At 70.6% G+C, this 19,699-nt stretch carries 21 protein-coding genes; 5 read left to right on the top strand and 16 right to left on the bottom strand.

Annotation, left to right across the window (positions count from 1 at the left end):
- Positions 1 to 6: 6 nt before the first annotated feature.
- From ACTMTU_RS24725 to ACTMTU_RS24705, 5 genes are all read right to left on the bottom strand, one after another.
- A complete protein-coding gene (locus tag ACTMTU_RS24725; RefSeq protein ID WP_441265676.1) occupies positions 7 to 702 on the bottom strand; it encodes a demethylmenaquinone methyltransferase in 696 nt (231 codons plus the stop codon).
- A gap of 236 nt (positions 703 to 938) precedes the next feature.
- The gene (locus ACTMTU_RS24720) at positions 939 to 1,538 is read right to left on the bottom strand and encodes a hypothetical protein (protein WP_441265675.1); all 600 of its coding nucleotides are present in this window, start codon (positions 1,536 to 1,538) and stop codon (positions 939 to 941) included.
- Between the two features lie 7 nt (positions 1,539 to 1,545).
- A complete protein-coding gene (gene mqnC, locus ACTMTU_RS24715) occupies positions 1,546 to 2,745 on the bottom strand; it encodes a cyclic dehypoxanthinyl futalosine synthase (RefSeq protein ID WP_441265674.1) in 1,200 nt (399 codons plus the stop codon).
- 75 nt (positions 2,746 to 2,820) lie between these two features.
- Positions 2,821 to 4,524, bottom strand: coding sequence for a protein kinase domain-containing protein (locus tag ACTMTU_RS24710; protein WP_441265673.1), 1,704 nt, complete (start codon positions 4,522 to 4,524; stop codon positions 2,821 to 2,823).
- 87 nt (positions 4,525 to 4,611) lie between these two features.
- Positions 4,612 to 5,487, bottom strand: a complete 876-nt coding sequence (locus ACTMTU_RS24705; RefSeq protein ID WP_441265672.1) for a menaquinone biosynthetic enzyme MqnA/MqnD family protein — start codon at positions 5,485 to 5,487, stop codon at positions 4,612 to 4,614.
- 295 nt (positions 5,488 to 5,782) lie between these two features.
- Between ACTMTU_RS24705 and ACTMTU_RS24700 the strand changes: the two genes are divergently transcribed.
- Positions 5,783 to 5,986, top strand: coding sequence for a cold-shock protein (locus tag ACTMTU_RS24700; protein WP_003967102.1), 204 nt, complete (start codon positions 5,783 to 5,785; stop codon positions 5,984 to 5,986).
- A 171-nt stretch (positions 5,987 to 6,157) separates the two neighbouring features.
- Here the strand turns inward: ACTMTU_RS24700 and ACTMTU_RS24695 are convergent, their stop codons facing one another.
- Complete coding sequence (locus ACTMTU_RS24695) at positions 6,158 to 8,080, bottom strand: AMP-dependent synthetase/ligase (RefSeq protein ID WP_441265671.1); 1,923 nt, start codon at positions 8,078 to 8,080, stop codon at positions 6,158 to 6,160.
- Between the two features lie 372 nt (positions 8,081 to 8,452).
- On the opposite strand from ACTMTU_RS24695, the gene ACTMTU_RS24690 reads away from it, so the two are divergent.
- Positions 8,453 to 9,352, top strand: a complete 900-nt coding sequence (locus tag ACTMTU_RS24690) for a MaoC family dehydratase (RefSeq protein ID WP_441265670.1) — start codon at positions 8,453 to 8,455, stop codon at positions 9,350 to 9,352.
- On the opposite strand, the gene ACTMTU_RS24685 is transcribed toward ACTMTU_RS24690, so the two are convergent.
- The 6 genes from ACTMTU_RS24685 to ACTMTU_RS24660 form a co-directional block, all read right to left on the bottom strand.
- A complete protein-coding gene (locus ACTMTU_RS24685) occupies positions 9,321 to 9,998 on the bottom strand; it encodes a TetR/AcrR family transcriptional regulator (protein ID WP_441265669.1) in 678 nt (225 codons plus the stop codon). The two genes, ACTMTU_RS24690 and ACTMTU_RS24685, sit on opposite strands and share 32 nt — an antisense overlap.
- A 430-nt stretch (positions 9,999 to 10,428) precedes the next feature.
- Positions 10,429 to 11,802, bottom strand: a complete 1,374-nt coding sequence (locus tag ACTMTU_RS24680; RefSeq protein ID WP_441265668.1) for a dicarboxylate/amino acid:cation symporter — start codon at positions 11,800 to 11,802, stop codon at positions 10,429 to 10,431.
- A gap of 295 nt (positions 11,803 to 12,097) precedes the next feature.
- Positions 12,098 to 12,394, bottom strand: coding sequence for a DUF4229 domain-containing protein (locus ACTMTU_RS24675; protein ID WP_307707720.1), 297 nt, complete (start codon positions 12,392 to 12,394; stop codon positions 12,098 to 12,100).
- 64 nt (positions 12,395 to 12,458) lie between these two features.
- A complete protein-coding gene (locus tag ACTMTU_RS24670) occupies positions 12,459 to 12,983 on the bottom strand; it encodes an N-acetyltransferase family protein (protein ID WP_441265667.1) in 525 nt (174 codons plus the stop codon).
- Positions 12,984 to 13,056: 73 nt separating this feature from the next.
- Positions 13,057 to 14,220 (bottom strand): aminofutalosine synthase MqnE, encoded by a 1,164-nt coding sequence (mqnE, locus tag ACTMTU_RS24665; RefSeq protein ID WP_005313880.1) that lies wholly within the window; start codon positions 14,218 to 14,220, stop codon positions 13,057 to 13,059.
- 50 nt (positions 14,221 to 14,270) lie between these two features.
- Positions 14,271 to 14,726, bottom strand: a complete 456-nt coding sequence (locus ACTMTU_RS24660; RefSeq protein WP_005313883.1) for an Lrp/AsnC family transcriptional regulator — start codon at positions 14,724 to 14,726, stop codon at positions 14,271 to 14,273.
- Positions 14,727 to 14,856: 130 nt separating this feature from the next.
- Between ACTMTU_RS24660 and ACTMTU_RS24655 the strand changes: the two genes are divergently transcribed.
- Positions 14,857 to 15,003 (top strand): hypothetical protein, encoded by a 147-nt coding sequence (locus tag ACTMTU_RS24655; protein WP_441265666.1) that lies wholly within the window; start codon positions 14,857 to 14,859, stop codon positions 15,001 to 15,003.
- Here ACTMTU_RS24655 and ACTMTU_RS24650 read toward each other — a convergent pair.
- On the bottom strand, positions 15,000 to 15,662 hold the full coding sequence (locus ACTMTU_RS24650) for a UbiX family flavin prenyltransferase (protein WP_441265786.1): 663 nt from the start codon (positions 15,660 to 15,662) through the stop codon (positions 15,000 to 15,002). The two genes, ACTMTU_RS24655 and ACTMTU_RS24650, sit on opposite strands and share 4 nt — an antisense overlap.
- Positions 15,663 to 15,772: 110 nt before the next feature.
- Between ACTMTU_RS24650 and ACTMTU_RS24645 the strand changes: the two genes are divergently transcribed.
- Entirely contained in the window at positions 15,773 to 16,363 is a 591-nt protein-coding gene (locus tag ACTMTU_RS24645) for a rhomboid family intramembrane serine protease (RefSeq protein WP_441265665.1), read from the top strand.
- Between the two features lie 13 nt (positions 16,364 to 16,376).
- Here the strand turns inward: ACTMTU_RS24645 and mqnP are convergent, their stop codons facing one another.
- From mqnP to ACTMTU_RS24630, 3 genes are read right to left on the bottom strand one after another with little or no spacing between them, the layout of a single operon-like run.
- Positions 16,377 to 17,297 carry a menaquinone biosynthesis prenyltransferase MqnP gene (gene mqnP / locus ACTMTU_RS24640; RefSeq protein WP_441265785.1) on the bottom strand — a complete coding sequence of 307 codons (921 nt, stop codon included), beginning with the start codon at positions 17,295 to 17,297 and terminating at the stop codon, positions 16,377 to 16,379.
- Complete coding sequence (locus tag ACTMTU_RS24635) at positions 17,297 to 17,770, bottom strand: hypothetical protein (RefSeq protein WP_441265664.1); 474 nt, start codon at positions 17,768 to 17,770, stop codon at positions 17,297 to 17,299. Before ACTMTU_RS24635 ends, mqnP begins: the two co-directional genes overlap by 1 nt.
- Positions 17,767 to 19,218 carry a menaquinone biosynthesis decarboxylase gene (locus ACTMTU_RS24630; protein WP_441265663.1) on the bottom strand — a complete coding sequence of 484 codons (1,452 nt, stop codon included), beginning with the start codon at positions 19,216 to 19,218 and terminating at the stop codon, positions 17,767 to 17,769. The genes ACTMTU_RS24635 and ACTMTU_RS24630 overlap by 4 nt, the downstream gene beginning before the upstream one ends.
- A gap of 90 nt (positions 19,219 to 19,308) precedes the next feature.
- Here ACTMTU_RS24630 and ACTMTU_RS24625 point away from each other — a divergent pair, with 90 nt between their 5' ends.
- Complete coding sequence (locus ACTMTU_RS24625; RefSeq protein ID WP_441265662.1) at positions 19,309 to 19,698, top strand: PLD nuclease N-terminal domain-containing protein; 390 nt, start codon at positions 19,309 to 19,311, stop codon at positions 19,696 to 19,698.
- The last annotated feature ends 1 nt before the right edge of the window (position 19,699 follow it).

Here is a 19,699-nt window from a genome sequence, read left to right as displayed (position 1 = left end):
GGCTGCCTACCCGGCCTTGGTACCGCGGTGCAGCGCCACGATGCCGCCGGACAGGTTGCGCCAGGCCACCTTCGACCAGCCGGCCCGCTGGAGGCGGCCGGCGAGCGCGGGCTGGTCGGGCCAGCTCTGGATCGACTCGGCGAGGTAGACATAGGCGTCGGGGTTGGAGGAGACGGCACGCGCCACGGGCGGCAGGGCGCGCATCAGGTACTCCTCGTACACGGTGCGGAACGGCGCCCAGATCGGGTGCGAGAACTCGCAGATGACCACGCGCCCGCCCGGCTTGGTCACCCGGTACAGCTCACGCAGAGCGGCGTCGGTGTCCTGCACGTTGCGCAGCCCGAAGGAGATCGTCACGGCGTCGAAGACGCCGTCGGCGAACGGCAGCTTCGTCGCGTCGCCCGCGGTGAGCGGCAGCCAGGGGTTGCGCTTCTTGCCCTCGCGCAGCATCCCGAGGGAGAAGTCGCACGGCACGACGTACGCGCCGGTGGCCGTGAAGGGCAGGGACGAGGTGCCGGTGCCCGCGGCGAGGTCGAGGACCTTCTGCGCGGGGCGGGCGTCGACCGCCTTGGCGACCTCCTTGCGCCACAGCCTGGCCTGGCCGAGCGAGAGCACGTCGTTGGTGAGGTCGTACTTGGCCGCCACGTCGTCGAACATGGAGGCGACTTCGTGCGGCTGCTTTTCCAGGGAGGCTCGGGTCACGGACCCATTGTGCAACCCGGCCCGGCCCTGGGAGGGACCAGGGTTGCGCCCGCGCGCCACGGGTGGTCCATCCGCCCCAGAACGCCCGGTGGGCCGGAACGCGATGAATCCGTCCGCCATGGATCCGTCCTCCCCGGATCCGCGCGCGACTTCGGCGGCCCTGCCCTCGCCGAGGGACGGCGCCGCAAGGGCCGCACGCGGCCGGTGATCGCCGACCCGGGCAGCCCCGCGCCCCGCTACCTGCCCCGGTGGACCAGCCGCCCGCCGATGACGGTGGCCACGCACGTCGACGCCCCGCGACGCACCAGTTCGGCCCGGTCCGGTACGTCGAACACGGCGAAGCGGGCGGGCCCGCCGGGGTTCGGCATGGGGAGCAGGACGAGCGGCACCGGCGAGAAGGACGGGGGGCCGGGCAGCTTCGCCGGGCGTCCGCCGATGACCAGCCCGGCACGGCGCACCGCGTCGATCGCGGACCGACTGCGCAACTCACCCGCGATGGCGACCGTTCCGTGTGCCAGCAGCCGCTGGACACCGCGGCGCGCGCTCGCGCCCCGCCGTGACGCGTCGGCGCGGAAGACGGCCTGCGCACGCTCTCCGGTGATCGGCTCGGTGCCCAGTTCGGCGGCCTCGCGCGGGTCGGGGTGGTAGGTGGCTTCGAGCAGCTCGGGCCCGTAGGGGTTGAGCAGCCCCGGGGTGAGGATGCCGGGCCACCGCCGTACCCGCGCCTGCGGGCGGACGGCTGCCAGCTCCTCGTACGGGCCGACGGCCGCGACCTGCGCGCCGTCGACGAGGACGGCGAGCTCGGGCGAGGCCTCGGCCACGTGAATGGTCAGCACGGCGGCCTCAGTTGGAGGCGAGCAGCTTCAGCTCGGGGTGCGCCGTCCCGCCCTCGATCGCCGTGGACGAGATGTGCGACACGACCCGCTCGTCGACCGGGTCGTCGGCCGGGTCGTCGTGCACCACGATGTGCTCGTACGTCGTGGTCCGCTGCGCCGGGACGCGACCGGACTTGCGGATCAGGTCGATGATCTCCATGCGGTTGGAGCGGTGCTTGGCGCCCGCCGAGGAGACGACGTTCTCCTCGAGCATGATCGAGCCGAGGTCGTCCGCGCCGTAGTGCAGCGACAGCTGGCCGACCTCCTTGCCGGTGGTGAGCCAGGAGCCCTGGATGTGCGCGACGTTGTCGAGGAAGAGCCGGGCGATCGCGATCATGCGCAGGTACTCGAAGAGCGTGGCCTGCGTACGGCCCTTGAGGTGGTTGTTCTCGGGCTGGTACGTGTACGGGATGAACGCGCGGAAGCCGCCCGTGCGGTCCTGCACCTCGCGGATCATGCGCAGGTGCTCGATGCGCTCGGCGTTGGTCTCGCCGGTGCCCATCAGCATGGTGGAGGTGGACTCCACACCCAGGTTGTGCGCGATCTCCATGATCTCCAGCCACCGCTCGCCGGACTCCTTGAGCGGCGCGATCGCCTTACGGGGACGCTCCGGCAGCAACTCGGCGCCGGCGCCCGCGAAGGAGTCCAGACCGGCGGCGTGGATGCGCGTGATCGCCTCTTCGACGGACACCCCGGAGATCCGGGCCATGTGCTCCACCTCGGACGCGCCGAGCGAGTGGATCACCAGCTGCGGGAACTCCTTCTTGATGGCCGCGAAGTGCTCTTCGTAGTACTCGACGCCGTAATCCGGGTGGTGGCCGCCCTGGAACATGATCTGCGTGCCACCGAGCTCGACGGTCTCCGCGCAGCGGCGCAGGATGTCGTCGAGGTCTCGGCTCCAGCCCTTCGCGGTGTCCTTCGGCGCGGCGTAGAAGGCGCAGAACTTGCACGCCGTTACACACACGTTGGTGTAGTTGATGTTGCGCTCGATGATGTACGTCGCGATGTGCTCGGTGCCGGCGTACCGGCGCCGGCGCACGGCGTCCGCCGCCGCGCCAAGGGCGTGCAGCGGAGCGGAGCGGTAGAGCTCGAGCGCTTCCTCCGCCGTGATCCGCCCGCCTTCTGCGGCACGGTCCAGGACGGGCTGAAGATCGGCCTTCTCGGTCACCGGGCGTCACCCTTCGGCGGTTTTTCGGTGGATCTACGGACCGATCCAGGCTACGCCACCGCCTGGGCGGGGCCGTCAGCCGGTCTTCTTGGTGAGCGTGGCGGTCGGCCGGCCGGCGGCGTCCTCGTCGGACCGGTAGCGCAGTGTCCCGTCGTCGTCGAGCGTGAAGACCAGTCCGGCCTTCCCCGAGGTGCACTGGCCCTGCTGTCCCGGCCGTTCGGGGTCGGTGCGCTCCTCGACGCGCAGGGACCGCTGCGTGCTGCCCGCGGCGAGCTTGCCGACGCCGTGGCACTCGACGCTCACTCCCAGCACGGAGATCGAGGTGGTCGTCCGCACGATGTCCTCCCCCATGCCGCCCTCGGTGAAGGTGACGGTCAGCGTGCCGTGCGGCAGACCGGTCCGCTCGACCGCCGGGCCGCTCCAGGTGCCGACGAACGCCTTGGGCACCTCGTCGACGGGCTCGGCGCCGCCCGCGGCCGGCGGTGACTTGGAGGCCGTCGCGGAGGGCGGGGGCTGTGCCCCGACGTCACCCTTGTCCGCGTCGCCGCCGTTTCGCCAGGTGTTGAGGAGGATCCCGGTGCCGACCGTGACAGCGGCGAGAGCGCCCGCGACGGTGAGCGCGAGAGTGCAGCTGACCCTCCGGCCACCGCTCGCGGAGAACGAGAGGCCGCTCCTCGACGCCTGTGTCGGACCGGACGGCTGCGGACCTTGCTGCGCCGGGCCGCCGCCCGCCGCACCGCCGGGCGGCGGCCCCCATCCGGCCGGGGCCTCCCCCGGCGTACCCGGGTCGATCGGCGGGCCGAAGACGCCGACGGCGGGGCTGCTGAACGCCACCGGCCCCGACGCACCCGGCTCGGCGGCGGACGCGGGCCCCGGCCCGGTCGGCTCGTCCGGCAGCGATTCCAGATGCAGCAGTTCCACCGCCGCGCGGCTGATCTGCTCGACAAGCGGTCCCGGCAGCCACCCCGACGGCCCCGCGGCGACGGCGAGGCCGTCCGCGATCTCGCCGGGGGCCGGGCGGGCGGCCGGGTCCTTGGCCAGGCAGGCGCCCACCAGGTCCCGCAGTTCGCCGTCCAGCGCGCCCAGTTCGGGCTCCTCGTGCACGACTTTGTAGAGAAGCGCGGCCGAGGAGTCGCCCTGGAAAGGGGCGGTGCCGGTCGCCGCGTACGCGAGGACCGCGCCGAGCGAGAAGACGTCGGCGGCGCCCGTGACGCCCTTGCCGAGGATCTGCTCGGGGGACATGTAACCGGGAGAACCGACGGAGACACCGGTGGAGGTGAGGGAAGCGGTGCCGTCCGTGGCACGGGCGATCCCGAAGTCGATCAGCCGCGGTCCCTCCAGCGTCAGCAGCACGTTGGACGGCTTCACGTCCCGGTGCACCAGCCCCAGCGCGTGGACGGCGACCAGTGCGCGTGCCAGTCCCTCACCCAGCACCCGCACCGAGTGCGCGGGGAGTGGCCCGTGGTCCGTGACCGCCTGGGTGAGTGAGGGTCCGGCGACGTAACCGGTCGCCACCCACGGGACCGGCTCGTCGGGGCCGGCGTCGAGGACCGGGGCGGTCCACTCCCCACCGACCCTGCGTGCGGCCTCCACCTCGCGCCGGAAGCGGGCACGGAACTCGTCGTCGAGCGCGAAGTGCGGGTGGACGACCTTGACCGCGACGGTGCGCCCGCCGGAGCTGCGCCCCAGATAGACGCGCCCCATTCCGCCCGCCCCGAGCCTGCCCAGCAGCCGGTACGCGCCGATGCTGCGCGGCTCGCCGGGATCAAGCGGCTGCATCTGAACTCCCCCGTTCGGCATCCTGCGCCAGTCGGCCCTCAGCCTAGGGGTTGCCGGGGGCGGCCGGCCCGGGCGCCGTGACGCCGGTCAGCTGCCGAGGAGTTCGACCTTCACGTCCGCCGGGAAGCCGGTCGTCGGGCCGGTCCTGCGGGCGAATTCCGTGACGCCGGCGAGCTGGTCGGGACCGAAGCGGAAGTCCAGCGTCGTGAAGTACCGCTCCAGCAGCTCCGCGTCGAAGGCCTCCCAGCGCGCCGCCTGCTCCGCGACCTTGCCGACCTCTTCGAGGGAGAGGTCCCGCGAGGCGAGGAAGGCCTCGTGCACCTTGCGCACCACGCGGGGCTCACGGGCCAGATAGTCCTTGCGCGCGGCCCAGACGGCGAAGACGAACGGCAGTCCCGTCCACTCCTTCCACATCTGCCCGAGGTCGTGGACCTGGAGACCGAGGCGGGGAGCGTCGTGGAGGGAGGCCCGCAGCGCGGCGTCGCCGATCAGGACGGCCGCGTCGGCCTCCTGCATCATCACCCCGAGGTCGGGCGGGCAGGTGTAGTAGTCGGGGGCGACCTGATACTGCTCGGCCAGCAGCAGCTGGGCCAGCCGTACCGATGTGCGGGAGGTCGAGCCGAGCGCGACCCGTGCCTTGTCGAGCTGCTCCAGCGGAAGCTGCGACACGATCACGCAGGACATCACCGGGCCGTCGCAGCCCACCGCGAGGTCGGGAAAGGCGACGAGTTCGTCGGCATTGCGAAGGAATTCGACGAGCGTGACGGGCGCGATGTCGAGTTCGCCCCTCACCAGCCGTTCGCTGAGCTTCTCCGGGGTGTCCTTCGTCAGTTCGAGATCGAGGAGAGTTCCGGTCCTGGCGAGCCCCCAGTAAAGGGGCAGACAGTTCAGGAACTGGATGTGCCCGACACGCGGCCGGCTGCGTCGGAGGTCGGTTGCTGTGCTTTCTCCAAGACTGTCCACATCGTGAGGCTAGACCTGTCCCCCGGATCCCTCCGCGCCGGGTCGCCGCGACGGCCCGGCGCGACCCGTCCGAGCTGGGCTTCGTCAGCGCGACGAAGGGCCGGTCAAACGTCCGGGTGACGTGATCTTTCCCTCTACCGCTGCGCACACGCTGCGTGCTAGGCTCGACGCAAGTTGCAGTTTGGTTTCCCTTGCAGTACAGAGCCTGCGGAGCATGTAACCCGCAGGCTTTTGTAGTTTTCAGACTTCTTGCAGGTTCTGGAGCAGGGCAACCCTTTGGCCCATAGGAGGGCTTATGGCTACCGGAACCGTCAAGTGGTTCAACGCTGAAAAGGGCTTCGGCTTCATCGCCCAGGACGGCGGCGGCCCGGATGTCTTCGTCCACTACTCCGCGATCAACGCGTCCGGGTTCCGCTCCCTCGAGGAGAACCAGGTCGTGAACTTCGACGTCACCCAGGGCCCGAAGGGCCCGCAGGCGGAGAACGTCACCCCGGCCTAGTCAGCCAGGGTCGGCGATCGCGCACGACTCAGCAGTACCCAAGGAGCCCCGTCCCCGTACGTCGTACGGAGCCGGGGCTCCTGCCTTTCCCGGGCCTTTCCGGGATCTTTTCCGCCTCTCCGCACAACTGCCGCAGAGCCGGGGCGGACCCGCGGCCTTCCCAGAGGGCCCTCAGTCCCTCCGGCCGTCGTACAGGGCTTCGATGTCGGTCCCGAAGTCGTGGGCGATCGCCGCGCGCTTCAGCTTCAGCGACGGCGTCAGATGCCCGCTCTCCTCGGTGAAGTCCACCGTCAGCACCGTGAAGCGGCGGATCGACTCCGCCCGTGAGACCAGCCGGTTGGCCTCGTCGACCGCGCGTTGCAGCGCGCCGAGCAGTTCCTCGTCCCTGACCAGGTCGGCCAGGGGCAGATGCACCTTCTTCTTCATCCGCCGCCAGTGGTCGAGCCCGTCCTGCTCGAGGGTGAGCAGGGCCGTGATGTAGGGGCGGTTGTCGCCGACGACCATGCACTGGGACACCAGGGGGTGCGCGCGCAGCCAGTCCTCCAGCGGCGCGGGGGCGACGTTCTTGCCGCCGGAGGTGATGATGATGTCCTTCTTGCGCCCGGTGATCGTCAGATATCCGTCGTCGTCCAGGGCCCCCAGGTCGCCGGTGGCCAACCAGCCCTCCGCATCCGTCACCGGTACGGCCTCGCCGCGCTCCGCGTCCCAGAGGCCGGCGCAGACCTGGCCGCCGCGCAGCAATACCTCGCCGTCGTCGGCGATGCGGACCGCGGTGCCCGGCAGCGGCCAGCCGACCGTGCCGAGCCGGGGCCGCAGCGGCGGGGTCACCGTCGAGGCGGCCGTGGTCTCGGTGAGCCCGTACCCCTCGAAGACCTCGATGCCGGCGCCCGCGTAGAACGAGGCGAGCCGGCTGCCGAGCGGTGAGCCGCCGCAGATGGCGTACCGGACCTTGCCGCCGAGGGCCGCCCGGATCCGGCGGTAGACCAGCGGGTCGTACAGGGCCCGTGCCGCCCTGAGGCCCAGGGAAGGTCCGGGGCCGGTGCCGTGCTCCGCCGCTTCCACGGCCTGCCCGTAGCGCCGGGCGATCCTCGCGGCGCGGTCGAACGAGGAGGCGCGGCCGAGTTTCTCGGCGGTGGCCCGGCCGGTGTTGAAGACCTTCTCCAGGACGTACGGGATCGCCAGCAGGAACGTCGGCCGGAAACCGGCCAGGTCGGCGAGCAGGTCCTCGGTCCGGATCGAGGGTGCGTGTCCGAGCCGCACCCGGGCGCGCAGGCAGCCGATGGCGACCATGCGGCCGAAGACATGGGAGAGGGGAAGGAAGAGCAGGGTCGAGGCGGGTTCCTTGCTGAGCGACTTGAAGACGGGGTGCAGCAGTTCGACGGCGTTGTCGACCTCGGCGAAGAAGTTCGCGTGGGTGAGCGCGCAGCCCTTGGGGCGGCCGGTGGTGCCCGAGGTGTAGATCAGCGTCGCGATCGTGTCCGGCGACAGTCCGGCCCTGCGTGCCGTGACGACGGCGTCCGGGATCCCGGCCTTCTCACCCGCCTTGCGGAGATGGGCGACGGCCCCGGTGTCGAACGCCCACAGGTGGGTCAGGCCCGGCAGTTGCCTGCGTTCCTGACTGATCGTCCTGGCCTGTGCGGCGCTCTCGACGACGCAGGCGACGGCCCCTGAGTTCTCGAGTATCCAGCGGGCCTGGAAGGCGGAGGAGGTCGGGTAGACGGGGACGGTGACGAGCCCGGCCGCCCAGGCGGCGAAGTCGAGGAGCGTCCATTCGTATGTCGTACGGGACATGATCGCGACCCGGTCGCCGGGTTCGAGGCCCTCCGCGATCAGCCCCTTCGCCACGGCGAGGACGTCCTCGGCGAACCGCGCCGCGGTCACGTCCCGCCAGGCGCCGTCCGCGTCCTTGACACTGAGTACGGCTTCGCCAGGGGCCTCGTGGGCGTTGTGGAACGGGATGTCGGCGAGCGAGCCATGGGTGACGGCCGGTACGAGCGCCGGCACGGTCACCTCCCGCACGACGCCGTTCACCAAATTCTTGTGCGGTTCCACCGGCACGGGCGCACCGCCGGGACCAACCAGATCGACTGACACGTGCGGCTCCTCGTCATGAAGGCTGACAGGCGTGCTGTGCAGGGGACCGGCCGGCTCACGCGCGTTCGGCGGCCGTGGTGACGTCCTGTCCGTCCGTTGTTCGGAGGGAGTTCGGCCACGGCCCGGCGCTCGCGTCCCGCGAGGTGTCGTCGGCATCTCGACCAGATCCTGACCTCCGAGTAACCTTACTCGGGAGTAAATCTATGGCCCAGCAGGGAGTCAGGACAATGGCCGATCGCTGTCCGCACGTCACCGGCAGGCCGTCGGCCGGAGCGCTCACCCGGCGGGCGAGGACGGAATCATGAGCGGCGTCGTGGCAGCTGAAACCTGCGTGGCGCACCTTGGTTCGGGCCCGGCAGGCGGCCCGCCCCCATGTGTCCGCGGCCGGAGCCCGCTGGGGGCGTGAGCGTGCGGAACGTCACCCTCGCCTCGGCGCCCGCGCTCACGCCGCTGCTCGTCCGCGGGGCGGCGCTGTCACCGCTGAAGCGCCGCGTCCGCGCCGGGGCGCAGCTTCCCGGCACCCGGCTGGTACTGCCCGGTGCCCGTACCGACGCCGCGCGGCTCGCCACGTACGCCGACGTCTGCGGCTTCCCGGCGGGCGGGCCGCTGCCGCTCCCCTACCCGCACATCCTCGGATTCCCGCTCGCCGTGCGGCTGATGGCCGACCGCGCCTTCCCCCTGCCGCTCCTCGGCCTGGTCCACACGCGTATCGGGATCATCCGGCACGGGCCGGCCCTGATGCCGGCGGACCGGCCCGAACTCGCCGTGCACGCCGAGGAACTGGTCCCGCACCGGCGTGGCACGGAAGTGGTCATGGTGACCCGGGCGCGCCTCGACGGCGAGCTGGTGTGGGAGTCCCGCAGCTCCTATCTCGCCCGGCACCGCACCGGTGACGACGGTCCGCGGGAAAGCACCCCCACCGCCGGGCCGTTGCCCGCCGTCGCCGCGTGGCGGGTCCCGGGTGACCTGGGCCGCCGCTACGGCGCCGTCTCCGGGGACCGCAACCCGATCCATCTGCACCCGCTCACGGCGAGGCTCTTCGGATTCCCCCGCGCCATCGCCCACGGCATGTGGACGTTCGCCCGCTGCCTGGCGGAGGCCGAGCGGACCGGAGGGCCGGCGGAGGGCGCACGGGCCGAGTTCCGGGCGCCCGTGCTGCTGCCCGCCGATGTCACCTACGCGGCCCGCACCGCCCCGGGCGGCACCCGCTTCGAACTGCGCAGCGGCGACCGCGTGCACCTCACCGGGGAGACCAGCGCTCCCCGCCCATGAGGCCCCCGAGGCCGGTCCACGCGAAGTTCATCAGAAGGCCGGCGGCCTCCTTCGCCGAGATGCCTCCGGAGTCGTTCGCCCACCCCGCGAGCGACTCCGCGGCCCCCACGAGCGCCTGAGCGAGGCCTTCGATGTCCCGGTCGGCCAGCTCGGAACTGCGGTGCGAGCCCGCCGTTCCCGGCGCCGGAGGCACACCCTGTTCGGCCGCCGCGCCGATCAGCACGGTCACGAAGGCGGCGATCTCCGCCCGCATCCGCGCGACCTCCGCCGCGAACGGCTCGCCGTGCGTACGCGCCTGACGGTGCAGCACCGACCAGCCGTCCGGGTTCTCCTGCGTGTGACGGAAGAAGGCCTCCAGCCCCGCCCACATCTGCTGATCCGCCGTCAGCCCCGGCTGGATCGCCGCCTGCACGGCCGCGGTCAGCCGCTGCGCCTCTCGCCTGATGCAGGCGGTGAAGAGCTCCTCCTTGGAGTTCAGGTACAGGTACACCAGGGGCTTGGAGACACCGGCGAGCTCCGCGATCTCGTCCATCGAGGCGGCCCGGTAGCCCAGCTGCCCGAAGGTCCGCACGGCGGCGTCCATCATCTGCTGCTCGCGCACGGCCCGCGGCATGCGCTTGGTCCTCGCGCTCTTCACCGCACTCATCTCAGTGTTCCTCCCGCCCCGTGCCCTTACTCAGCAGTAAGCCTACGACCCTGGCAGTTGACTGCGTCATAGCGGCGTTCATGGCCCGCATTAAGGTCCACTCCGCGCGACGGGGTCAACCGCGCGCGACGGGTCTCGGCCGTATCCGGGCGGCCCCGGACATGCGTGTGCTGTGCCCGCGGCGAGGCGGACACAGCACACGGTCGGCGTTCCCGGCTTCACCAGGAGCCGGGACCATCGATGGATCAGGGCCGGATCTGCTTCATGCCCTCTCGATCACTATGCCCGACCTGCCGGAGGTCCACCGGCGGCAGGCCGTGGCGAACGGGCGGTTCGCCGCATCGCCCCGCAGAAGACCGTGGGCCTCGCCCGGTGACGGGAGAGGCCCACGAGGGGAGGCGGTCGCACGACCGCCGGACGCGGTGCGACGTCAGGCGGGGACCGGCACGGTCCCCTTCTCCTCGGCCGTCACGGCGTCGGTGCCGGCGTCGGTCCCACCGTCGATGTCGTCGATCGGCGAGGAGGTGGCGCTGTTGTACGCGTCGTGGTCGAGGATCTGCTCACGCGCCGCGACGATGACGGGAACGAGCGCCTGTCCCGCGACGTTGGTGGCGGTGCGCATCATGTCCAGGATCGGGTCGATCGCCATCAGCAGGCCGACGCCCTCCAGCGGGAGGCCCAGGGTGGACAGGGTCAGCGTCAGCATGACCGTGGCGCCGGTCAGACCGGCGGTGGCGGCGGAGCCGACCACGGAGACGAACGCGATCAGCAGGTAGTCCTGGATGCCGAGCTGCACGTCGAAGATCTGCGCGATGAAGATCGCGGCGAGCGCCGGATAGATGGCGGCGCAGCCGTCCATCTTGGTGGTCGCGCCGAACGGGACCGCGAAGCTCGTGTACTCCTTGGGGACGCCGAGACGCTCGGTGACCTTCTGGGTGACCGGCATGGTGCCGACCGAGGAGCGGGAGACGAACGCCAGCTGGATGGCCGGCCAGGCGCCCCTGAAGAACTGGACGGGGTTGACCTTGGCGGCGGTCGCGAGCAGCAGCGGGTAGACGCCGAACAGGACCAGGGCGCAGCCGATGTAGACGTCGGCGGTGAAGGTGGCGTACTTGCCGATGAGCTCCCAGCCGTAGTCGGCGATGGCGAAGCCGATGAGGCCGACGGTGCCGATGGGGGCGAGGCGGATGACCCACCACAGGGCCTTCTGGAGCAGCTCGAGCACCGACTCGCTCAGGTCGAGGATCGGCTTGGCGCGGTCACCGAGCTTGAGTGCGGCGATACCGGCGACGGCGGCCATGAAGACGATCTGGAGCACTTCCAGTTCGGTGAACGGCGTGATGATGTCCGTCGGGACGATGCCGGTGAGGAAGTCGATCCAGGTTCCGGCGTTCTCCGGCTTCTGGCCGTCCTTCGGGGTGAGGCCGGTGCCCGCGCCCGGGTTCGTGACCAGTCCGATGACGAGGCCGATGGCCACGGCGATCAGCGACGTGATCATGAACCACAGCAGCGTGCGGCCGGCCAGCCGTGCGGCGTTGTTGACCTTCCGCAGGTTGGTGATCGACACCAGGATGGCGAAGAACACCAGCGGCGCGACGGCCAGCTTCAGCAGCTGAACGAAGATCGAGCCGACCTGGTCGAGGGTGTCCTTCAGCCAGCCGATGTCCTGGCTGCGGGCGAGGGCGCCGAGCAGGACGCCGAGCGCCAGACCGGCGACGATCTGGGCCCAGAAGGGGACCTTGGGTATACGGAATCCGGAGCCGGACTGCTTTCCGGCAGGGGTGGACGCGGTGTTCGCGGACACGGACGCACTCCAGTGGTGGCGTTCGGGAAGTACAGGGGACGGGGGTGCGGCGCCCGTGCGCGTGAAGGCGCGGCGCCGCTGCGTGATGCCGGGTTGTCAGATGTGGCGGCAACAGACCGCGGACATGCAGCGGCACAGATCGACATGCAGGCGCGCCACGAGCAGGAGGCTCGCGGCGTCTGGGTGGCGCACTGCTGTCTTCACGCCGAACACGTTAACACTTGAACTTATCGAAGCTCAAAGCTCCCCTTTGGGGCCCCTGCTGGCCCGCCCTTCCGGGTGACCGTCGGCCGCCCTACTGGGTGACGCCGTCCTCCTGCTTGCGGTTGGCCTCGAGACGGGCCTTGGCGCTGTCCACCTTGGTGACGATCTGGGCGGACATCGCGTCACGCTGCTTGCGCAGCAGCACGAAGCTGAGCGGCGCGGAGAGCACGAGCGCGAGCAGCACGACCCACACGAAGTTGGAGTCGCCGAGGCCCTTGGGGAGGGCGCCGACCTGGACCAGTCCGGCGACGACGACGAAACAGCCGACGAAGATCGCCAGACGCAGTGCGGTGTACTTGATCGCGGCACTCGTCCTTGCAGCGGACACGGCGGGCCTTCTTCCTTGCGTACGACGTGGGTGCCTGTCCAGTGAAGCACGCCGCCCCGAGGCGCTAGCCGAGGGGCAGCAGCATGATGACGTCGTCGCGGTCGTCGCCGTCGCCGACCCGGATCGCCCCGGGCACCCGGCCGACCTCCTTGTAGCCGCAGGCGGCGTAGAAGTGGTCGGCGCCGGTGCCGCCGCGGCAGGTCAGACGTATCGCCTCGATGCCGTCGAACCCGCGGGCGGCATCGGCGGCGGCCGCCATCAGATCGCGCCCGTAGCCCCTGCCCTGGTGGCCGGGGTGGACCATCACCGTGTAGAGCCAGATCCAGTGCTTCATCAGGCGGTGGGTGTTGAATGCGAGGAAGGCGGTGGCCGCGATCGCGCCGGCCTCGTCGCGGCCGACGAGCAGCCGCATCCGGCCCTCGGCTATGGCGGTGAGGTGGCCGAGCCACCCCGGCCGGACGTCCTCGGCCGTCACGGGCGGGACGAAGCCGACGGCGCCGCCGGCGTTGCTGACGTCCGTCCAGAGCGCGACGACACCGTCCCGCAGCTCGTTCGTGAGGGCCGGGTCGAGTTCGAAGGTGAGGGCCATGCGGGCCAGCGTAGAAAACGGCGAACCCCGGCCGGGGCCGGGGTTCGCAGAGCGAGACGGACGCGTTCCGGTCTCAGACGCGCATGGGCTGCGGCGACTCGCGGCGGTCGGCGTCGGGGCCCGGGTACTCGCGGATGATCTCGTAGCGGGTGTTGCGCTCCACGGGACGGAAGCCGGCGTCGCGGATCAGGTCGAGCAGGTCGTCACGGGTCAGCTTGTTCGGCGTCCCGTAGTTGTCCGCGTCGTGCGTGATCTTGTACTCGACGACCGAGCCGTCCATGTCGTCCGCCCCGTGCTGAAGGGCGAGTTGGGCGGTCTGCACACCGTGCATCACCCAGAAGACCTTGACGTGCGGCACGTTGTCGAACAGCAGCCGCGACACGGCGAAGGTCTTGAGCGCCTCCGCGCCGGTCGCCATCGTGGTGCGTGCCTGGAGCTTGTTGCGGACCTTGCCGTCCTGCATGTCCACGAAGTCGTGCTGGTAGCGCAGCGGGATGAAGACCTGGAAACCACCGGTCTCGTCCTGGAGTTCACGCAGCCGCAGCACATGGTCGACCCGGTGGCGCGGCTCCTCGATGTGCCCGTACAGCATGGTGCACGGGGTCTTGAGGCCCTTCTCGTGCGCCAGGCGGTGGATGCGCGACCAGTCCTCCCAGTGGGTGCGGTGGTCGACGATGTGCTGGCGGACCTCCCAGTCGAAGATCTCCGCGCCGCCGCCGGTCAGCGACTCCAGACCGGCCTCGATGAGCTCGTCGAGGATCTCGGAGGCGCTGAGCCCGGAGATCGTCTCGAAGTGGTGGATCTCGGTGGCGGTGAAGGCCTTCAGCGAGACGTTCGGCAGGGCCTTCTTGAGCTCGGAGAGCGAGCGCGGGTAGTAGCGCCAGGGCAGGTTGGGGTGGAGCCCGTTGACGATGTGCAGCTCGGTGAGGTTCTCGCCCTCCATCGCCTTCGCGAGGCGGACGGCCTCCTCGATGCGCATGGTGTACGCGTCCTTCTCGCCCGGCTTGCGCTGGAACGAGCAGTAGGCGCACGACGCGGTGCACACGTTGGTCATGTTGAGGTGCCGGTTGACGTTGAAGTGGACGACGTCGCCGTTCTTGCGGGTGCGCACCTCGTGCGCGAGACCGCCGAGCCATGCCAGGTCGTCCGACTCGTAGAGGGCGATGCCGTCCTCACGCGTCAGCCGCTCACCGGCCCGGACCTTCTCCTCGAGCTCGCGCTTGAGTCCTGCGTCCACTTCGGGCCGCCTCCCATACGTCTACCAATCGGGCTCCACCCACGGTATCCCTAGCTCTCCTCCGGCAGGTCGCCGACCCGGTTCTCCCACTTGGTCGAGAGCACGATGGTGGTCCGTGTGCGGGAGACGCCGCGCGTCCCGGAGAGCCGGCGGATCGTCTTCTCGAGGCCGTCCACGTCGCTCGCGCGCACTTTGAGCATGTACGAGTCGTCGCCGGCGATGAACCAGCAGTCCTCGATCTCCGCGAGGTCCTTCAGCCTGCGCGCCACATCCTCGTGGTCCGCGGCGTCGGAGAGCGAGATGCCGATCAGGGCCGTGACGCCGAGGCCCAGGGAGCGGGCGTCGACGGTGGCGCGGTACCCGGTGATGACGCCCGCCGCTTCCAGGCGGTTGATGCGGTCGGTGACGGAGGGGCCGGAGAGCCCCACGAGCCGGCCGAGCTCGGCGTACGAAGCCCTGCCGTTCTCGCGCAGGGCCTGGATGAGCTGCCTGTCCACGGCGTCCATATGCCTGAGCCTTCCATTATTCAGCGATACCGCAAGTTTACGTGTAGAATCTAAGGTACACAGGGCCGACACCCTGCGATTTACTCAAATGATCAGAGCTGATCCCACAGGATCACGATCCATACAGGAGATGACACTCACCGTGTACACGATCGAGATGGCCTACGCCCACATGCGACAGCTGCAGGAGCTGGCCAACCGCTCGCGTGCCCACCAGCCCTCTGCCGCCCGCAAGGCCACCACGGCCCGTGCACCGCGCACCGGCAAGAAGCGCTAATCGCCTCCGGAGCCACCACCCAGCTCCCCCTTCCAGCGGCGGTACAGCCGATGCGGCACCCCTGCCGCGTCGAGCACCCGCCCCGCGACGAAGTCCACCAGATCCTGGATGTGCGTCGCCCCCGCGTAGAACGCCGGAGAGGCGGGCAGCACCACTGCGCCCGCCTCGTCCAGCGTCACCAGGTGCTTCAGCGTCTGTCCGTTCAGCGGGGTCTCCCGCACGGCGACCACCAGAGGGCGCCGTTCCTTGAGCGTCACGCTCGCCGCCCGCTGCAACAGGTCCTTCGAGAGCCCGAGCGCCACACCCGCCACACAGGCGGTCGACGCCGGCACGATGAGCATCCCCTTCACCGGGTACGACCCCGACGACGGCCCGGCGGCGAGGTCCCCGGCAGCCCAGTGCCGCACGTCGCTCACATCGACGTCGAAGCTGTCCGGCTTCCCGTCGGCTCCCCCGGCCAGCCACTGCCGCAGGTCCTCCTGCCAGTGCGCGTCCCGGAAGGCGATACCGGTCTCGTCGAGCAACGTCAGCCGCGAGGCCCTGCTGACCACCAGGTCCACGCTCTCGCCGGCGGCCAGCAGACCGCGCAGCACGGCGGCCGCGTACGGCGTGCCGGAAGCACCGGACACCCCCACGACCCAGGGCCGTCGACTGTTCACTTCTCGCTGCTCCACACCGCCGAGCCTATCCGGCGGCGCGAACGCGGAACCGGGCACGGTGCGCGGGACGTTCCCGTCACACAAGCGCGTGCACACCGCAGGGGGCGACGATGACCCGTACAGAGGTCAAGGAGTGGGGCAGATCGGAGCGGGCCTGGGCCGCGGCCAAGCTGGTTCTGGCCTTCGTCGCCCTGCTGTGGCTGCTGGAAGCGGTCGACGTGGCGACGGGACACGCCCTCGACTCCTACGGCGTGGTCGCCCGTGAGCCCGACGAACTGGTCGACATCGTGCCGTCGGCGTTCATGCACTTCGGCTTCGCGCATCTCGCCGCCAACAGCGTCCCGCTGCTGGTCTTCGGCTTCCTCGCGGCGCTGGCCGGCGTGCGCCGCTTCCTCGCCGTGGCACTGATGATCATCCTGGTGGCGGGCATCGGCGTCTGGCTGTTCTCCCCCTCGGGGGCCAACACCGCGGGCGCCTCCGGCCTGGTCTTCGGGCTCTTCGGCTACCTCGTGGTGCGCGGCTTCGTGGAGCGCAAGCTGCTGGACGTGTGCGTGGGCCTGCTGATCGGCGCGGTCTGGGGCAGCTCGATCCTGTTCGGCCTCTCCCCCGCGAACACGGGCGTGAGCTGGCAGGGCCACCTCTTCGGCCTGCTGGCGGGCATCGGGGCCGCGTTCGTCTTCCGCGGCCGCGCCCGGGCCTGAGCGGACGGGACGGTCAGACCGTCAGGCCCCGCACCACGAGATCGAGCAGGGCGCACACGAAGAGCGAGATCCCGATGAAGCCGTTCGTCGTGAAGAAAGCCCTGTTCAGACGGGACAGGTCGTGCGGCCGGACGATCGTGTGCTCGTAGAGGAACGCCGCCGCGACGATCACCAGGCCCGCCCAGAACAGCACGCCCGCGTCCGTCGCCAGCGCGAACCAGACGAGCAGGCCCGTCGTCACGACGTGCGAGGCGCGGGCGCCGTACAGCGCGGCCGGGATGCCGAAGCGGGCGGGGACCGACTTCACGCCGTGGGCACGGTCGGCCTGCACGTCCTGGCAGGCGAAGATCAGGTCGAAGCCGCCGATCCACACGCCGACGGCCAGGCCCAGGATCACCGCGTCCCACGACCACTCGCCCGTGACCGCGATCCACGCGCCGACGGGGCCGATGGCCTGCGCGAGACCGAGGATGGCGTGCGGGAAGTCGGTGAACCGCTTGCCGTACGGATAGACCACCATCGGCACGACCGCGACCGGCGCGAGCACCAGGCACAGCGGGTTGAGCAGCGCCGCCGCGCCGAGGAAGACGACCAGCGCGATCAGCGCACCGGTCCACGCGGACCGTACGGACACCGCGCCCGTGACCAGTTCGCGCCCCGCGGTGCGCGGGTTCCGTGCGTCGATCTCCCGGTCGATGATCCGGTTGCAGGCCATTGCGAAGGTCCGCAGACCCACCATGGCGACGGTGACGAGCAGCAGGTCCGTCCAGTGGACCTGCCCGTCCAGCTGGAACATCGCGGTGAGGGCGGCGATGTAGGCGAAGGGCAGCGCGAAGACCGAGTGCTCGATCATCACCAGCCGCAGGAAGGCCTTCACCTTCCCGGTGGGCTGCGGTGCCGGGCCGGAACCCACGACCCCGTCGGCTGTCGTCATCATGCGAGGCTCCCGAGGAACGCGTCGAGGTCGGCCAGCAGCCCGGCGACGGGCAGCGGGCCCGTCTCCACGGTCAGCGGCGTCCCGGTCTCGTCGTCGGGCGGGGTGACGCGCGCCGTGAAGGCGTACGCGTCGGCACCGGCCGGACGCGCGTCCAGACTCAGCACCGCCCCGCCGTCGACGGTGAACGGCCCGGACGCCGCGGCGAGCTCCGCGCGCAGCCGCTCCGCGAAATCGGCGGGCTCCGCGTCGCGCACACCGGGCAGCTCGAAGCCGTCGCCCTCGCCGTCGTTCTCCAGGAGGACCGCCCAGGTGTCGCCGGCGCCCGCGAACTCCTCGGGCGCGACGCCCGCCTGCTCGGCGGCCAGCCGGACGCCCGGGTCGGCGGGGTCGAGCTCGGGGCGCACCAGGGCCACGTAGTCGGTGTCGGTGCCGATGAAGAGGGCGGGACCGCCCACGGCGATGGGGCTCACAGGCCGTACTCCTTCCAGCGGCGGTCGACGAGCGCCGCCGTCGCGGGATCGGACTCGACCATCTCCGGCCAGCCTCCGTCCCGCGTGTACCCCTCCTCCGGCAGTTTGCGCGTCGCGTCGATGCCTGCCTTGCCGCCCCAGAACTGCTGGTAGGACGCGTGGTCCAGATGGTCGACGGGGCCTTCGACGACGGTGAGGTCGCGTGCGTAGTCGGTGTTGCCGAGCGCGCGCCAGGAGACTTCGTGCAGGTCGTGGACGTCGCAGTCCTTGTCGACCACCACGATGAGCTTGGTCAGCGACATCATGTGCGCGCCCCAGATGGCGTGCATCACCTTCTGGGCGTGCTTCGGGTACTTCTTGTCGATCGAGACGATGGCGCAGTTGTGGAAGCCGCCCGACTCCGGCAGGTGGTAGTCCACGATGTCCGGCACGATGATCTTCAGCAGGGGCAGGAAGAAACGCTCGGTCGCCCGCCCCAGCGGCCCGTCCTCCGTCGGCGGCCGGCCCACCACGATCGACTGGAGCAGCGGCCGCTTGCGCATCGTGACGCAGTCGATGGTCAGGGCCGGGAAGGGTTCCTGCGGCGTGTAGAAGCCGGTGTGGTCGCCGAAGGGGCCCTCGGGCAGCATCTCCCCCGGCTCCAGCCAGCCCTCCAGCACGACCTCGGCGTTCGCCGGCACCTGGAGCGGCACCGTCTTGCAGTCGACCATCTCGATCCGCTTGCCCGCGACGAAACCGGCGAACAGGTACTCGTCGATGTCGCCGGGCAGCGGCGCGGTCGAGGCGTACGTCACGGCCGGGGGGCAGCCGAATGCGATCGCGACCGGCAGCCGCTCGCCCCGCTCGGCGGCCACGGCGTAGTGGTTGCGGCTGTCCTTGTGGATCTGCCAGTGCATCCCGATGGTGCGCCGGTCGTGGCGCTGGAGGCGGTACAGGCCGAGGTTCCGTACGCCCGTCTCCGGGTGCTTGGTGTGGGTGAGGCCCAGGTTGAAGAAGGAGCCGCCGTCCTGGGGCCAGGTGAACAGCGCGGGCAGGGCGTCCAGGTCGACGTCGTCGCCGCGCAGGACGACCTCGTGCACGGGCGCGTCCTTCACCTTCTTCGGCGGCACGTGGACCATCGACCCGAGCTTGCCGAACGCCTCGCGCACCCCGATGAAGCCGTGCGGCAGCTCGGGCTTGAGCAGCCCGCCGATCTTGTCGCTGATCTCCGCGTAGGACTTCAGCCCGAGCGACTTCAGCAGCCGGCGGTCGGTGCCGAACACGTTCATCGCGAGCGGCATCGCGGAGCCGCGCACGTTCTCGAACAGCAGGGCCGGACCGCCTGCCTTGTTCACCCGGTCGACGATCTCCCCGACCTCGAGATACGGGTCGACTTCGGCCTTGATGCGCTTGAGGTCGCCCTCGCGCTCCAGCGCCCGGAGCAGGGAGCGAAGATCGTCGTAAGCCATGGGGTCAAGTATCGGTCACCCGCTACCCTGGCCCCGTCACCGGGGCAGGGGAAACGCCGCCCCGCCTAAGTCTCCAGGGGGCTGTCCCACATGCTCAGGGCGCTGATGTACATCCTGCCGCTGGCGCTGACGATCTACGCGTTCGTCGACTGCCTGAACACCCCCGAGGACGAGGCGAAGCATCTCCCCAAGCTGGCCTGGGTGTTCATCATCCTGCTCTTCTGGATCGTCGGCCCGATCGTCTGGTTCGCCGCCGGCAAGATGCGCCACGCCCCGGCCGGCGGCCGCACCCCCTCCGAATGGCACCGCAACCACCGCACGCAGTGGGTCGCCCCCGACGACAACCCGGACTTCCTGAAGTCCCTCAAGGACGAGAACGAGAAGGACGAGGCGGTCCTCAAGGACTGGGAGGCCGACCTGCGCCGCCGCGAGGAGGAGCTGAAGAAGCGCGAGCAGGGCGGCGAGGGCGACAAGTCCTGAC

Source organism: Streptomyces sp. OZ13, assembly GCF_052068155.1.
In the GTDB taxonomy this organism is placed as follows: domain Bacteria; phylum Actinomycetota; class Actinomycetes; order Streptomycetales; family Streptomycetaceae; genus Streptomyces.
This window is presented reverse-complemented; position numbering and strand designations above follow the sequence as displayed.